General features: G+C 72.8%; 16 protein-coding genes. 7 read left to right on the top strand and 9 right to left on the bottom strand.

Translation table 11 applies throughout. From position 1 onward, the window contains the following. Positions 1-7 precede the first annotated feature (7 nt). The 3 genes from ACFVZW_RS27875 to ACFVZW_RS27865 form a co-directional block, all read right to left on the bottom strand. The gene (locus ACFVZW_RS27875; protein WP_384526696.1) at positions 8-436 is read right to left on the bottom strand and encodes a hypothetical protein; all 429 of its coding nucleotides are present in this window, start codon (positions 434-436) and stop codon (positions 8-10) included. Between the two features lie 181 nt (positions 437-617). Further along, entirely contained in the window at positions 618-1,148 is a 531-nt protein-coding gene (locus ACFVZW_RS27870) for a DinB family protein (protein ID WP_384526693.1), read from the bottom strand. 43 nt (positions 1,149-1,191) lie between these two features. Then, positions 1,192-1,824, bottom strand: coding sequence for a TetR/AcrR family transcriptional regulator (locus ACFVZW_RS27865; RefSeq protein WP_384526690.1), 633 nt, complete (start codon positions 1,822-1,824; stop codon positions 1,192-1,194). An 81-nt stretch (positions 1,825-1,905) separates the two neighbouring features. Between ACFVZW_RS27865 and ACFVZW_RS27860 the strand changes: the two genes are divergently transcribed. Both ACFVZW_RS27860 and ACFVZW_RS27855 read left to right on the top strand, forming a co-directional pair. After that, positions 1,906-3,147, top strand: coding sequence for an FAD-dependent monooxygenase (locus tag ACFVZW_RS27860; RefSeq protein ID WP_384526687.1), 1,242 nt, complete (start codon positions 1,906-1,908; stop codon positions 3,145-3,147). Continuing rightward, positions 3,144-4,049, top strand: a complete 906-nt coding sequence (locus ACFVZW_RS27855; protein ID WP_384526684.1) for a Gfo/Idh/MocA family protein — start codon at positions 3,144-3,146, stop codon at positions 4,047-4,049. The genes ACFVZW_RS27860 and ACFVZW_RS27855 overlap by 4 nt, the downstream gene beginning before the upstream one ends. On the opposite strand, the gene lnt is transcribed toward ACFVZW_RS27855, so the two are convergent. Further along, positions 3,973-5,703: an apolipoprotein N-acyltransferase gene (gene lnt, locus ACFVZW_RS27850; protein WP_384526681.1), complete on the bottom strand. Its 1,731-nt coding sequence runs from the start codon at positions 5,701-5,703 to the stop codon at positions 3,973-3,975. The two genes, ACFVZW_RS27855 and lnt, sit on opposite strands and share 77 nt — an antisense overlap. Positions 5,704-5,756: 53 nt before the next feature. Beyond that, positions 5,757-6,194: a nuclear transport factor 2 family protein gene (locus tag ACFVZW_RS27845; protein ID WP_384526678.1), complete on the bottom strand. Its 438-nt coding sequence runs from the start codon at positions 6,192-6,194 to the stop codon at positions 5,757-5,759. 83 nt (positions 6,195-6,277) lie between these two features. Between ACFVZW_RS27845 and ACFVZW_RS27840 the strand changes: the two genes are divergently transcribed. Beyond that, positions 6,278-6,877 (top strand): flavin reductase family protein, encoded by a 600-nt coding sequence (locus tag ACFVZW_RS27840; protein WP_384526675.1) that lies wholly within the window; start codon positions 6,278-6,280, stop codon positions 6,875-6,877. 58 nt (positions 6,878-6,935) lie between these two features. On the opposite strand, the gene ACFVZW_RS27835 is transcribed toward ACFVZW_RS27840, so the two are convergent. From ACFVZW_RS27835 to ACFVZW_RS27825, 3 genes are all read right to left on the bottom strand, one after another. Then, positions 6,936-7,151 (bottom strand): hypothetical protein, encoded by a 216-nt coding sequence (locus ACFVZW_RS27835; RefSeq protein WP_329123203.1) that lies wholly within the window; start codon positions 7,149-7,151, stop codon positions 6,936-6,938. Positions 7,152-7,611: 460 nt separating this feature from the next. Continuing rightward, the gene (locus tag ACFVZW_RS27830) at positions 7,612-8,484 is read right to left on the bottom strand and encodes an undecaprenyl-diphosphate phosphatase (protein ID WP_384526672.1); all 873 of its coding nucleotides are present in this window, start codon (positions 8,482-8,484) and stop codon (positions 7,612-7,614) included. Between the two features lie 109 nt (positions 8,485-8,593). Further along, the gene (locus ACFVZW_RS27825) at positions 8,594-9,055 is read right to left on the bottom strand and encodes a winged helix-turn-helix transcriptional regulator (RefSeq protein WP_384526669.1); all 462 of its coding nucleotides are present in this window, start codon (positions 9,053-9,055) and stop codon (positions 8,594-8,596) included. Between the two features lie 118 nt (positions 9,056-9,173). Here ACFVZW_RS27825 and ACFVZW_RS27820 point away from each other — a divergent pair, with 118 nt between their 5' ends. Next, positions 9,174-10,343, top strand: coding sequence for a thiolase family protein (locus ACFVZW_RS27820; RefSeq protein ID WP_384526666.1), 1,170 nt, complete (start codon positions 9,174-9,176; stop codon positions 10,341-10,343). Positions 10,344-10,601: 258 nt separating this feature from the next. Here ACFVZW_RS27820 and ACFVZW_RS27815 read toward each other — a convergent pair whose 3' ends face one another. Next, a complete protein-coding gene (locus tag ACFVZW_RS27815; protein ID WP_384526663.1) occupies positions 10,602-11,378 on the bottom strand; it encodes a TVP38/TMEM64 family protein in 777 nt (258 codons plus the stop codon). 68 nt (positions 11,379-11,446) lie between these two features. Between ACFVZW_RS27815 and ACFVZW_RS27810 the strand changes: the two genes are divergently transcribed. From ACFVZW_RS27810 to tuf, 3 genes are all read left to right on the top strand, one after another. Then, complete coding sequence (locus ACFVZW_RS27810) at positions 11,447-12,163, top strand: DNA alkylation repair protein (RefSeq protein WP_384526660.1); 717 nt, start codon at positions 11,447-11,449, stop codon at positions 12,161-12,163. Between the two features lie 59 nt (positions 12,164-12,222). Beyond that, complete coding sequence (locus tag ACFVZW_RS27805) at positions 12,223-12,357, top strand: hypothetical protein (RefSeq protein ID WP_329123215.1); 135 nt, start codon at positions 12,223-12,225, stop codon at positions 12,355-12,357. A gap of 94 nt (positions 12,358-12,451) precedes the next feature. Next, positions 12,452-13,621 (top strand): elongation factor Tu, encoded by a 1,170-nt coding sequence (gene tuf, locus ACFVZW_RS27800; protein WP_384526657.1) that lies wholly within the window; start codon positions 12,452-12,454, stop codon positions 13,619-13,621. The last annotated feature ends 21 nt before the right edge of the window (positions 13,622-13,642 follow it).

The following is a 13,642-nucleotide window of genomic DNA, read 5'->3' as shown; positions in this document are numbered from 1 at the left end:
GCCGGACTCACTTCCCGTACGTGCCGCGGCAGATCTTGGCCTGGTCGCTTCCGGGGTGCCGGCCTCCGTACCGCTCGCCCAGCGCGCAGACGTCCGCCCGGGAGCGGGGCGGCTCGGGCGCGTCGGGGACCTTCGCGGCCGGTACGCGGGCGCGCTGGTGCGGTACGAACGGGGGCCGCTGCTTGCCCGTCGAAGCCCCGGACCCGCCCTTCCCGTCCCCCTCGCGCTGCCCGGGGGCCGCGCGGGGAGACGACGGAGGGGGAGGGGGCAGTGCCGCTTCCAGAGCCTCGCGGGCCGGTCCCTCGACGATCTGCGGGGCCACGTCCACCTGCTCGGACGGTCGGCTGACCTCCTTCGGCGGTTCGGGGGCCGGAGGCCGTGTCTCGACCGAGACGCAGCCGGAGAGGCCGGCGACGGCCAATCCGACCAGGATCATCGCTGAGGTTCTCGTTCCATGCACCCGCGCCACTCTGCTGGTCGGTCGATGATCTTCGCGCCCCTACCGACGGGGAATGCCCCGCACGAGTGATCATCGCGAACGGGCTGACGTGCGCCGCCGTGCCACGCCTGCCCGGTACGCCGGCGCCTACCCGGTACGCCGGCGCGCTCGGGGCCTGTCAGTCGCCCGTGGCCCCGTCGATCCGCTCGCGCAGCAGGTCCGCGTGGCCGTTGTGACGCGCGTACTCCTCGATCATGTGGGTGTAGATCCAGCGCAGGTTGAACGTCTCGCCGCTGCGGTGCTCGCCCTTGGCCAGGTCGTCGAGGTGGTGCGCCGCGGCCAGCTCGCGGGCCCGTGCGATCTCGCCCTGCCAGGTCGCGCACGCCTCGTCCCAGGTGTCCGCCTCGGTGAGGTGGAAGGCGCGGTCGCGGTCCTCCTCCGTGCCGTAGATCCGGCCCGGCCGCTCGTCGGCCAGCACTCGCCGGAACCAGCCGCGTTCCACCTCGGCCATGTGGCGGACCAGGCCGAGCAGGCTGAGGTCGGACGGCGGCGCGGAGGCCGTGCGCAGCTGTGGCTCGGCCAGCCCCTCGCATTTCAGGGCGAGTGTGCGGCGGTGGTAGTCCAGCCAGCCTTCGAGCATCTCGCGCTCGCCCGCGGTGGTCGACGGTTCGGTGCGTGCGGTGTGTTCCACGGAGGTCATGCCGGGCATCGTCGCCGATGGCCGCGGTGGGCGCCAGAGGGACCGGCGCGGTTCAGCCGCCCAGCATTCCGCGCAACAACTCGTCGAACCCGACGCGCAGTTCGGCCCGGCTCGGCACGGCGGAGTGGAACGAACCCGCGGCGCAGGAGAACATCAGCCCTTCGCACCAGGCGATCAGGGACAGTGCGTGCCGCTCGGGGGAGGGGGAGCCGGCGGCCGCCATCATCGCGATCAGCGGCCCGTGGAACGCCGACCCGGCCGTGTCGAAGAAGGTGCGCAGCTCGGGGCGGCGGGTGGCCTCCAGGGCGAGTTCGTAGCGGGAGACGAGCAGCGCCCGGTGGTCGGTGAGATACCGGTGCAGGGCGAGCGAGAGGGCGTCCACCAGGTCCCCGGCCGCGGCGTCCGGACCCGGCATCTCGTGCGGCGTGAGGACCCGGGCCTCCAGCTCGACCTGACGGCGGACCGCCGTCTCCAGCAGGGCCTGGCGGGTGCGGGCGTGGTTGGAGGTCGAGCCCTGCGGCAGCCCCGCCCGCTCGTCGACCGCCCGGTGGGTGAGCCCCCGCATCCCGCGTTCGACGAGGAGGTCGAGGGCGGCGTCCCCGATCCGCTCGGCGCGGGAGCCGGACACGGCGGGAGGGCCCGCGGCGGGGGAGTCGGGGGCGGGCCGGGGGGTGCGTGCGGTCATGGGCACAACCTACTACCGGCCGGACTACACCTGTAGTACGTTCGCAAGGTCACTACACCTGTAGTTTCCGAGGGAGCAGTCATGGAACAGCACCGCGCCGTCGTCGTCGGGGCCGGCATCGGCGGGCTCGCCGCCGCCGTCGCCCTCCACCAACGCGGCTGGAACGTCACCGTCCTCGAACGCGCCGCCGCCCTCACCCCCGTCGGCGCCGGCATCGGCCTCGCCCCCAACTCCCAGCGCGCCCTGGACGTCATCGGGCTCGGCGACCGCGTACGCGAACTGTCCGCCTGGCAGGGCGACGGCGGAATGCGCGCCCCCGACGGCCGCTGGCTCGCCCGCACCAGCGCCAAGGCCGCCGCCGCCCGCTTCGGAGGCCCCCTCGTCCTGCTGCACCGCGCCGCTCTCGTCGATCTCCTCCTCTCGGCCCTCCCCGAGGGAGTCGTACGGACCGGGGCGGCCGCGTTCCTCGCCGATCCCGGCGACGACGGCCGGGCCGCCGTCGTCCGCACCCCCGACGGGGACATCGAGGCCGAACTGGTCCTCGGCGCCGACGGCATCCACTCCACGGTCCGCCGCACCCTCTTCCCCGACCACGCGGGTCCCGAGCACTCCGGCTTCACCACCTGGCGCGTCGTCGTACCCGCCCCCGAACGCCCCTTCCCTCCGCACGAGACCTGGGGCCCGGGCCGCCTCTGGGGAACCCAGCCCCTCAAGGACGGCCGCGTCTACGCCTATGCGATGGCCGCCGCCCCCGAAGGCGCCCGCGCCCCCGACGACGAGAAGGCCGAACTCCTGCGCCTCTTCGGCGACTGGCACCACCCGGTGCCCGGGATCCTCGCCGCCGTGGACCCCGACGGCGTCCTGCGCCACGACGTCCACCACATGCCCGCACCCCTGCCCGCCTTCCACCGCGGCCGCGTCGCCCTGCTCGGCGACGCCGCCCACGCGATGGAGCCCACCCTCGGCCAGGGCGGCAACCAGGCCTTCGAGGACGCGATCGTCCTCGCCCACCACGCCGGCCCGGGAGTTCGGCCGAGCCGGGCACTGGCCGCGTACACCGCCGACCGGCTGCCGCGCACCACGGCGATCGTCCGCAAGGCCGCCCGGACGGGCCGGCTCGCCCTTCTCTCCGCCCCGCCCGCCGTCGCCCTGCGCAACGGGCTCATCGCCGCCGTCTCCCGCTTCGGACCCGGCCTCGTCCTGCGCGGTTTCGACGGCATCGCCGACTGGCGGCCGCCGTCGGCCGCCGTCGGCCGCCGACCGCGCGCGAGTAAGCTGACCAGCGCGAACGACAGATCACCCAGCGCTAGGGAGACCCCGTGAAGGTCGGCTGCATCGGACTCGGCGACATCGCACAGAAGGCATATCTCCCGGTCCTCGCCGCCCTCCCCGGGGTCGAACTCCATCTGCAGACACGGACACAGGCCACCCTGGAGCGGGTCGCCGCGACCCACCACGTGCCGGCCGTGCGGCGCCACAGCGACCTCGACTCGCTGCTCTCCGCCGGCCTCGACGCCGCGTTCGTGCATGCGCCGACCTCCGCGCATGCCGAGATCGTCACCCGGCTCCTCCAGGCCGGGGTGGCGACCTATGTCGACAAGCCGCTGGCGTACGAGTACGCCGAATCCGAGCGGCTCGTGGCGCTCGCCGAGGAGCGCGCGGTGAGCCTGACCGTCGGCTTCAACCGCCGCCTGGCGCCCGGCTACGCGCAGTGCCTGGACCACCCGCGCGAGCTCATCCTCATGCAGAAGAACCGGATCGGCCTGCCCGAGGACCCGCGCACGCTCGTCCTCGACGACTTCATCCACGTCGTCGACACCCTGCGCTTCCTGCTGCCCGGAGATGTGGAGCACACGGACGTACGGGCCCGGATCCGCGACGGACTCATGCACCATGTCGTGCTCCAGCTCTCCGGCGACGGATTCACCGCCATCGGCATGATGAACCGGATGAACGGCTCCACCGAGGAGATCCTGGAGGTCTCCGGCCAGGACACCAAGCGCCAGGTCCTCAACCTCGCGGACGTCGTGGACCACAAGGGCCAGCCGACCGTCCGGCGACGCGGGGACTGGGTTCCGGTGGCCCGTCAGCGCGGCATCGAGCAGGCCGTCCTGGCCTTCCTCGACGCCGTACGAGCAGGTGAGCAGCTCAGCGCGAGGGACGCTCTGGCGACCCACGAGCTGTGCGAGCGCGTCGTGCGCGAGGCTCTGACACAGGCCTCCTGAGCGCGCCCATGCCCTCGGCGGCACACAGCGCCGCCAGTACGGTCAGGGCGCCGTACAGCGGCCAGTCGCCGAACTGCGCGTAGCCGGTGGTCGTCCGCGCGAGGGGCACGTCGTAGACGGCCGCCGCGCTGCGGTCGGTGTCCAGCGTCGTGCCGATCCGGCGGCCGTCGGGACCGTACACGGCGCTCACGCCGGTCAGCGTCGCATGCACCATCGGACGGCCCGACTCCGCCGCGCGCAGCGCCGCGAGCGAGGCATGCTGGGCGGGCGCCCAGCTGTGCTGGAAGGTCGAGGTCGCCGACTGGGCGATCAGCACGTCCGCGCCGTCGCGGGTCAGGCGGCGTGACATGTCGGGGAAGGCCGACTCGAAGCAGACCAGCGGACCGATCCGCAACGCCGGGTCGGCTCCTTCGGCCGGCAGGCTCATCACCACGGGCTCGGTGCCACGCCGCCGGTCCTCGCCCGCCGCCTTGCCGACCGATGTCACCCAGCCCAGGACCGGCCGCGCCGGGATGTACTCGCCGAACGGCACGAGCCGCATCTTGTCGTAGCGGTCGCCGGTGGGGCCCTGCTCCCCGATCAGCACGGCGCTCTTGAAGATTCCGGGCCGGTCGGAGCGGCGGGCGTCCACGTTGACGAGGATCGGCGCGTCCACCGCGCGGGAGAGGGCGGTCAGCCGGGCGGCGAGGTCGGGGCGGGTGGCCAGATCGGCGCCGACGCTGCTCTCGCCCCAGACCACCAGATCCAGGTCCTCTCCGACCAGTTCACGCGTCAGCTCCTCGCCCCGCGCGAAACGCCGCTCGGCGCCACCGGATCCGTCGTACACCCCCGGCTGTACGACGGCGATCCGCGCCGTCCCCTGCTCCCGAGGTGGCCCGGCACCCCACCAGACCACGCCGACGGTGAGCGCGCACACCACGAGTCCCACCAGGGCCGCCATCCGAACGACGGCCGCCGACACCACAAGAAGCGCCACGGCCGTGTTGACCGCCACCACCAGCAGGGAGACGAGCCATACGCCGCCGACGGAGGCGAGCCGCAGCGCCGGCGCGACCTGCCACTGACTCGCGCCCAACAGACCCCACGGCCCGCCCAACGCCTCCCAGGAACGGACCAGTTCGATCATCAGCCAGCCGGAGGGGACGGCGAGGAGCGCGGCGGCGGCACGCGTACCGGACGGCCCGTCCCCGAGCATCGCCCGCACCAGCCACCCCCAGGGCACCCACAACAGCCCGAGCAGCGCGGCCAGTACGAGGAGGAAGACGTGCAGGCTCGGCATCAGCCAGTGGTGCATGGCCACCATGAAGCCGATGCCGCCCAGCCAGCCCTCCAGGGCGGCACGGCGCGCGGTGGGCGCGGTACGGAGCAGCAGCAGCCACGGGACGAGGGCGACATAGGCGAACCACCAGAGGGAGGGCGCCGGGAAGGCGAGCGCGGGCAGGGCGCCCGCCACGACCGCGAGCGCGGAGCGGGCGGCGCGATGAGGCGTCCGCGCGGTGCGGGACGGCGCGCCCTCGGACGGCCCGTCCCCTGCCGGGGTTCCGTCTCCCGTGCCTGCCCCGCCCTCGGCCGTACGGGCCCGGCGCGGGCGCCGGGCACCGGCACCGGCCCCGTGCTCCGCGCCGGTGCCGCGCCGGCCGAACGCAATTCCCACGCAGCGCCTCCAGGTGTCGCCTCCAGTGTGCGCCGCGTGCTCCTGCCCCGCGCCTAGGCGCGGCGCCACTTCTCCCGGACGACGACCGAGCGGAGCCGCCAGCCGGCGTCCGTCCGGAGCAGGGAGAACGTGTAGCGGCCGCCGCAGACGAAGTCCTCGCCCGACTCGAAGCGCATCGGGTTCACGTAGTCGGCCCTGACCTCGGCCGTGTCGCCCGGGTAGCCGCCGAGGTCCTGGATGGTCACCCGGCGGTTCACGATCAGGTGCTGGCGCATCGGGAAGAGCCGCATCGTCTCCTCGAGCCAGTCGGCGACCTCGGCTGCCGGGCCCTCGACACCGCCGGAATCGCGGTAGTCGGCCCTGCCGTCGCGCGTGAACAGCGCCCGGTAGCCCGTCCAGTCGGAGTCGTCCACGGCCACCGCGTACCCGGTGACGAGGTCGTCGATGGCCAGCCGGTCCATCACGGTCGCGAGATCCACGCGCTGTGTCATCGGCACAGTGTCGGGCAGAGGGAGGCGCGGGGCCAAGAGCCGTGCGGCGAGGGCGTGGTCGGATACCGGTCATACTTTGCGTCATGCGCCTCGACATCGATCCCGCCCTGAGCGACCGGAACACCTTCTACCGGCTGCTCACCGCCACGGTCGTGCCCCGGCCGATCGCCTGGATCTCCACGACCTCGGCCGACGGGACCGACAATCTGGCCCCGCACTCCTTCTTCACGATCTCGTCGGTGACTCCGCCGGTGGTCCAGTTCACCTCGGTGGGCCGCAAGGACTCGCTGCGCAACATCGAGGACACCGGCGCCTTCGTGGTGAACTTCGCGCCCGAGCCGCTCTTCGAGCAGATCAACGCCACGGCGACGGACTTTCCGCGCGGGGTGAGCGAGTTCGACGCCTGTGGCGTGGAACGCGAGCCGAGCCTGCGGGTCAAGCCGCCGCGGGTGGCGCACGCGCCGGTGGCGCTGGAGTGCGAGCTGCACAGCACCCTGCGGATCGGGGACTCGACCGTCGTCTTCGGCCGGGTGGTGCATGCGGCCGTGGACGAGTCCGTGATGGTGGACGGCCACCCCGAGGTCACGCTCATGCGCCCGCTGACCCGGCTCGGCCGGAACGAGTGGGGGACGCTGGGCGGCATCCAGGAGATCGCCCGGGTCCCGTACGACTCCCAGGCGTGACGAGCACCGTGCGCGGCGCCCGCTAGGGCGTGTCCGGTGGATCAGGGCCGGACACGCCCTAGGCGGCCTCCCACCGGTGGGGACGGCCGCCGCGCCACTCCACCAGATGCGGGTCGTCGAGGATCATGTCGGCGTCCTCGAGTCCGGCTCGGCGCAGGAACTCGACGAGGTCCGTGTCGTTGTGCGCAAGGCCCACGATCTGCCCGCGGACGGTGACGCGCCGCCCGCCGTCGGGGGAGGGGCGGTGGATGACGATGGGTGCTTGCCAGGCCATGGTTCCAGGGTGCGACGAGCCCCCGGATCCCGCCCGGCGGGATCGCACCGGACGGTAGAGACGGCGGGCTTCACGGCGGACAGAGCCGGTCGGGCCGGTTCACACGGCTGTCAGCTCACCGACCCGGTTCATAGGGATGCTTCGCACCGGCCCGGTTCATAGGGCAACTTCCGCACCGGCGTGGTTTACACGGTCCGGTTCACACGGGGTGTGAACGGAACGCGTCGACATACGGTGCGCACACGCTCGCCGCTCTCCCCTCCCGGCGGGAGGATCGTCGCGTCCCTTCGGCAGGGGCGCACCAGAGAAGAGTCGCCGGAACCCCCCCCGAGTCCGGCGACCCGTCCCGATCGGCGCGGAACCCGGTCCCCACCCGAACGGACATGAGCCCGCCCGCGCGCCGGTGGTCGATCGACCGCCGACGCTCGCGGACGGGCTCCGTCCCGTGAGCGACCCGACGTCAGTGGCCGGACTCGCCCGCGTGGGGGCTGAGGACGTCCGTGCCGACGAGGATGAACAGGACGATGCCGAGCAGGATCCGGTAGATCACGAACGGCATGAAGCTCTTGGTCGTGATGAACTTCATGAACCAGGCGATCACCGCGTATCCGACGGCGAAAGCGATGATCGTGGCGAAGATCGTCGGACCCCAGGACACATGGCCCTCGCCCGCGTCCTTCAGCTCGTAGGCGCCCGAGGCGAGCACCGCCGGGATGGCCAGCAGGAACGAGTACCGGGCCGCGGCCTCGCGGGTGTAGCCCATGAGCAGGCCGCCGGAGATCGTCGCGCCCGAGCGGGAGACGCCGGGGATCAGGGCCATCGCCTGGCAGACGCCGAAGATCAGGCCGTCCCTCACGCCGAGGTCCTTGAGCGTCTTGCGCTCGCGGACGACGCGGTGCTTCCCGCCGATCTCGTCGCGGGCGGCGAGCCGGTCCGCGACACCGAGGACGATGCCCATGACGATGAGGGTCGTGGCGATCAGCCGCAGATCACGGAACGGGCCCTCGATCTGGTCCTTGAGCGTCACGCCGAGCACGCCGATCGGGATGGATCCGACGATCACCAGCCAGCCCATCTGGGCGTCGTGGTCGCTGCGCATCGACTTGTCCCGCAGCGAGCGGAACCAGGCCGAGACGATCCGCGCGATGTCCTTGCGGAAGTAGATCAGGACGGCCGTCTCCGTGCCGATCTGGGTGATCGCGGTGAAGGCCGCGCCGGGGTCCTCCCAGCCGGCGAAGGCGGCGGTGAGGCGGAGGTGCGCGCTGGAGGAGATGGGAAGGAACTCCGTCAGCCCCTGGACGAGTCCGAGGATGAATGATTCGAACCAACTCATGGGGCTAGGGCCGTCCCGAATGTGCTCGTGCGGTCAGAAAGGGCGGTCGGATCGGAGATCGACCGCCGGTCGTTACGCAGCGTACCGTCCCCAGATGACGGCCCCGATCTCAGGTCTCCATGGGGCCGGTCGTCGTCCAGCCCGGGGCCCGCACGTGATGGGTCAGACTCGCGGCGTCCGCCTCGTCGCCGCAACAGGCGCACACCACGCGGGGACTGAGCACCTCACCGCAGCTGTGCTCCAGGACCACCGGCCGGTCTTTCGGGTTCAGGTGGCGATCGCCCCAGGCCATGAGCGTGAGGAGCACCGGCTGCAGCTCCTGGCCGGCCGGGGTGGCCCGGTACTCGAAGCGCCGCGGACGTTCGCTGTACGGCACCTTCTCCAGGATTCCGGCCTCCACCAGCCGCTTCAGGCGGGCCGTGAGGATGTCGCGCGGAGCACCGGTGTTCCGCGCGATCCGGTCGAAGCGGCGCACGCCGAGCGAGATCTCGCGCAGCACGAGCAGCGAGTACTTCTCTCCGACGAGGGTCAGGGCGTCGGCGATCGAGCAGGGGCGGGAGGCGGCCTTCATGGGGTCAGCCTAAGGCAGGGTCGCGGAGAGGGTTTGAGAATCAAACCGACTGGGCTATGTTACTGCCAAGTGTTGGATCCAGTTTTCCAACCCACTAGGTGATCGAGGAGCCGTCATCATGCGCGACGCCGTCATCGTCGAAGCAGTCCGTACGCCCATGGGCAGGGGGAAGGCCCATGGCGCCCTGGCCGAGGTCCACCCCGTCGCCCTGCTCTCCCACACCCTCGGCGCGCTGATCGACCGCAGCGGCATCGACCCCGCCCTCGTCGACGACGTCATCGGCGGCACGGTCGACCAGGTCGGCGAGCAGGCCATGAACACCACCCGGTACGCCTGGCTGGGCGCGGGCTTCCCCGACTCCGTGCCCGCCACGACCGTCGACCGACAGTGCGGCTCCTCCCAGCAGGCCGTGCACTTCGCTGCCCAGGGCGTGCTCTCGGGGGCGTACGACATCGCCGTCGCCTGCGGGGTCGAGTCGATGAGCCGCGTCCCGATGTGGTCGAACGTGCCGCCCGGGGCGGACCCCTTCGGGCCCGGGGTCGCCGCGCGGTACCCCGAGGGGCTGGTCCCTCAGGGCATCAGCGCGGAGCTGATCGCGGCGAAGTGGTCGATAGGGCGCGAGGCGATGGACGAGTTCGCCGCGGCCTCGCACGGCAAGGCCGCGCGGAGCTGGGAGGCCGGGCTCTTCGACGCCGAGGTGGTCCCGTACGGGAACGTCCGCCGCGACGAGTCGGTGCGGCCCTCGACCACTCCCGAGATCCTGGCCGGGCTCCGGCCCGCCTTCCAGGACCCGGTCTTCGCCGAGAGGTTCCCGCAGATCGACTGGTCGGTGACCGCGGGCAACAGCAGCCCGACCAACGACGGCGCCTCCGCCGTGCTCGTCATGGCGGCGGACACCGCGGAGCGGCTCGGGCTCCGCCCGCTGGCGCGGCTGCACAGCTTCGCGGTGACCGGCTCCGACCCGCTGCTGATGCTGACGGGCGTGATCCCCGCGACGGAGAAGGTGCTGCGCAGGGCGGGGCTCGGCCTGGACGACATCGATCTCTTCGAGATCAACGAGGCGTTCGCGAGCGTCGTGCTCGCCTGGCAGCAGGAGACCGGCGCCGACCCGGCCAAGGTCAACGTCCACGGCGGCGCCATCGCGCTCGGCCACCCCCTCGGCGCGAGCGGCACCCGCCTGACGACCACTCTCGTCCACGCCCTGCGGGCCCGCGGCGCCCGGTACGGCCTCCAGGCGATGTGCGAGGCGGGCGGCCTGGCGAACGCGATGATCGTCGAGGCGCTCTGAGCCACGGCCCGCAGTGCCGGCGAAGCACACCCACGCCCTGGGGCCCGGCGACCGGGCGCGTCTACGCCCCCTGGCGGTCCAGCCGGCCGGCTGCGCCGGTGTGACGGCCCGCGTCCGCGCGGGGCAGCGGCTACCCCGCGCCGTCCGCCGGCCGGCCGGGTGCGTCTACGACCGCTGGCCGTGCAGCGGCCGGCTGCGCCGGCGCGGTGTGTCCACGACCCCTGACCGTGCAGCGGGCCCGCGGCTCCCGTCCGCCTCCTAGCCCTCCCGTGACGCCGCCACGCCTGCCAGCGGCCTGGGCTCGATCGGGTCGGTCGCGGCGGCCGGGGTCGGCGACGGGCGTAGGCCGTGGCGTTTGCGCCAGGCGACCGTCGCCGCGGCGAGGCCGGAGACGACGATGAAGCCCATCGAGATCAGGAAGGCAGGCGAGGTCGGCGAGGCCGCCTGGCTGCCCGCCACCACGTACGCCGCCGTGTTGGGGATCGTGCCGATCGCCGTCGCCAGGAGGAACGGCGCGTATCCCATCCGAGAGACCGCCGCGCAGTAGTTGGCGGCGGCGAACGGCACCCCGGGGAAGAGCCGGATCGCCAGCATCGAGCGGAATCCGTGCCGGCTCAGCTGCCCGTCCGCCGCCTTCAGCCAGCGCCCCCGCAGCAGCGGACGCAGCGCGCCCTGCCCGAGAACTCGCCCCAGGGTGAACGAGATTCCCGCCCCCAGGACCGTCCCGGCCACCGCCGCCGCCAGTCCCGCCTGGGTGCCGAAGAGAGCGCCCGCCGCCAGATTCAGGATCGGCCGCGGTACGAAGGCCGCCGTGCACGCCCCGTAGGCGAGGGCGAACACCACCACCGCGCCCAGACCGCTCATCTGCGGCGGCCAGCCCGCCGACAGCAGCCGCTGGGGCTCGTACAGGACCACGGTCGTCGCCGCCGCGAGAAGGAGCACGGCGAGCAGGGCCAGCCGCGACCAGGGCGACAGCAGAGCCTGGGAGCAGCGCAGTGCGAGGGAGCCCGGCGGCCGGGTGACGGGGTCGAGCATCCGGGGAGAGTAACCGACGGGCACATGTGATCGCCGTAATGTCCGTCATGGCCCGTAGTCTGGGCCGCATGACGACCGCCGTGCCAGCCGGGCCCGCTGTGCCCGACAGCGCCCTCGCCGACAGGGTGCTCGCCCGCCTCACCGAGGTCTACCCGGCGGCCGGCGACCCCTTCCGGGCGCAGGAGATGGTCGCGTACATGAAGGGCGTCGCCCCCTTCCTGGGCATCCGGACCCCCGAGCGGCGCACCCTGTCCCGTACCGTCCTCGACGGCACCCCGCGCCCCGACGAGGCCGACTGCGCCGCCGTCGCGCTGCGCTGCTTCGCGCTCCCCGAGCGGGAGTACCACTACTTCGCCGTCGACTACCTGCGCCGTCACGTCAAGCGCTGCTCCTCCGGCTTCCTGCCCGTCACCCTTCGGCTCGTCAGCACCGACTCCTGGTGGGACACCGTCGACCTCCTCGCCGCCCATGTGGTCGGCGGCCTCGTCGCGGCCGATCCGGCGCTCGCCGCGCGGATGGACGAGTGGATCGAGGACGACGACCTGTGGGTCGCGCGCACCGCGCTGCTGCACCAACTCACGTACAAGGGCGCGACCGACACCGAGCGGCTGTTCGCCTACTGCCTGCGCCGGGCCGGCGACACCGACTTCTTCCTCCGCAAGGCGATCGGCTGGTCCCTGCGCGAGTACGCGAAGACCGGACCGGACGAGGTCCGCGCGTTCGTCGAGGAGAACCGCGCCCGCCTCGCCCCGCTCTCCGTGCGCGAGGCGCTCAAGCACCTCTGAACTCTCCTGCGGCAGAAAATGGTTCGACGGCGACCGCCCGTCCCGGGATGATCGTGGACATGTTCCGGTACGCCTTCCTCGAAGCACGGCCCGCAGTCGCGGCCGCGCCGAAGGCTGCCGTCGCGCCCGTCGCCGCCGCTGCGTTCGCAGCCGCCGCGCTCGCGGCCGTCGCACTCGACGGCGCCCGAAGCTGACCCTCCCCGGCTCGTCCGGCGGACCCCATAGGGGGAGGGTCGGTCCGGCCCCGGGGTCCCCTCTCACGCTTCGAGCTCAAGGAACGAGCGAACCATGCCCAAGACGGCATACGTGCGCACCAAGCCGCACCTCAACATCGGCACCATGGGCCATGTCGACCACGGCAAGACCACCCTGACCGCCGCCATCACCAAGGTCCTCAGCGAGCGCGGGACCGGCACCTTCGTGCCGTTCGACCGCATCGACCGCGCGCCCGAGGAGGCCCAGCGCGGCATCACCATCAACATCGCGCACGTCGAGTACGAGACCGACACCCGCCACTACGCCCATGTCGACATGCCGGGCCACGCCGACTACGTCAAGAACATGGTCACGGGCGCCGCCCAGCTCGACGGGGCCATCCTCGTCGTCTCCGCGCTCGACGGGATCATGCCGCAGACGGCCGAGCACGTGCTGCTCGCCCGTCAGGTCGGCGTGGACCACATCGTGGTCGCGCTCAACAAGGCCGACGCGGGCGACGACGAGCTGACGGACCTGGTCGAGCTGGAGGTACGGGAGCTGCTGACCGCGCACGGCTACGGCGGCGACTCGGTGCCCGTCGTCAGGGTGTCCGGGCTCAAGGCCCTGGAGGGCGACCCGCGTTGGACGGCGGCGATCGAGGCGCTGCTCGACGCGGTGGACACCTATGTGCCCATGCCCGTGCGGTACGTGGACGCGCCGTTCCTGATGTCCGTCGAGAACGTCCTCACCATCACCGGCCGCGGCACCGTCGTCACGGGCGCCGTCGAGCGCGGGACGGTGCGGGTCGGCGACCGCGTGGAGGTACTGGGCGCCGAGACCGAGACGGTCGTCACCGGGGTCGAGACCTTCGGCAAGCCGATGGAGTCGGCCGAGGCCGGTGACAACGTCGCGCTGCTGCTGCGCGGTGTCGCCCGTGACGCGGTCCGCCGCGGGCACGTGGTGGCGGCGCCGGGCAGCGTCGTACCGAGTCGGCGGTTCACCGCGCAGGTCTACGTCCTGTCGGGCAAGGAGGGTGGTCGCACCACCCCCGTCTCGACCGGCTACCGGCCGCAGTTCTACATCCGGACCGCGGACGTCGTCGGCGACGTCGACCTCGGCGAGACGGCGGTCGCGCGCCCGGGCGACACGGTCACCATGACGATCGAACTCGGCCGTGACGTCCCGCTGGAGCCGGGCCTCGGCTTCGCGATCCGTGAGGGCGGCCGCACGGTCGGCGCGGGCACGGTCACGACCGTCGGCTGAGAGCCCGGTCGAGGGGAAGGC

The organism is Streptomyces sp. NPDC059567, assembly GCF_042735655.1.
Lineage (GTDB): Bacteria > Actinomycetota > Actinomycetes > Streptomycetales > Streptomycetaceae > Streptomyces.
This window is presented reverse-complemented; position numbering and strand designations above follow the sequence as displayed.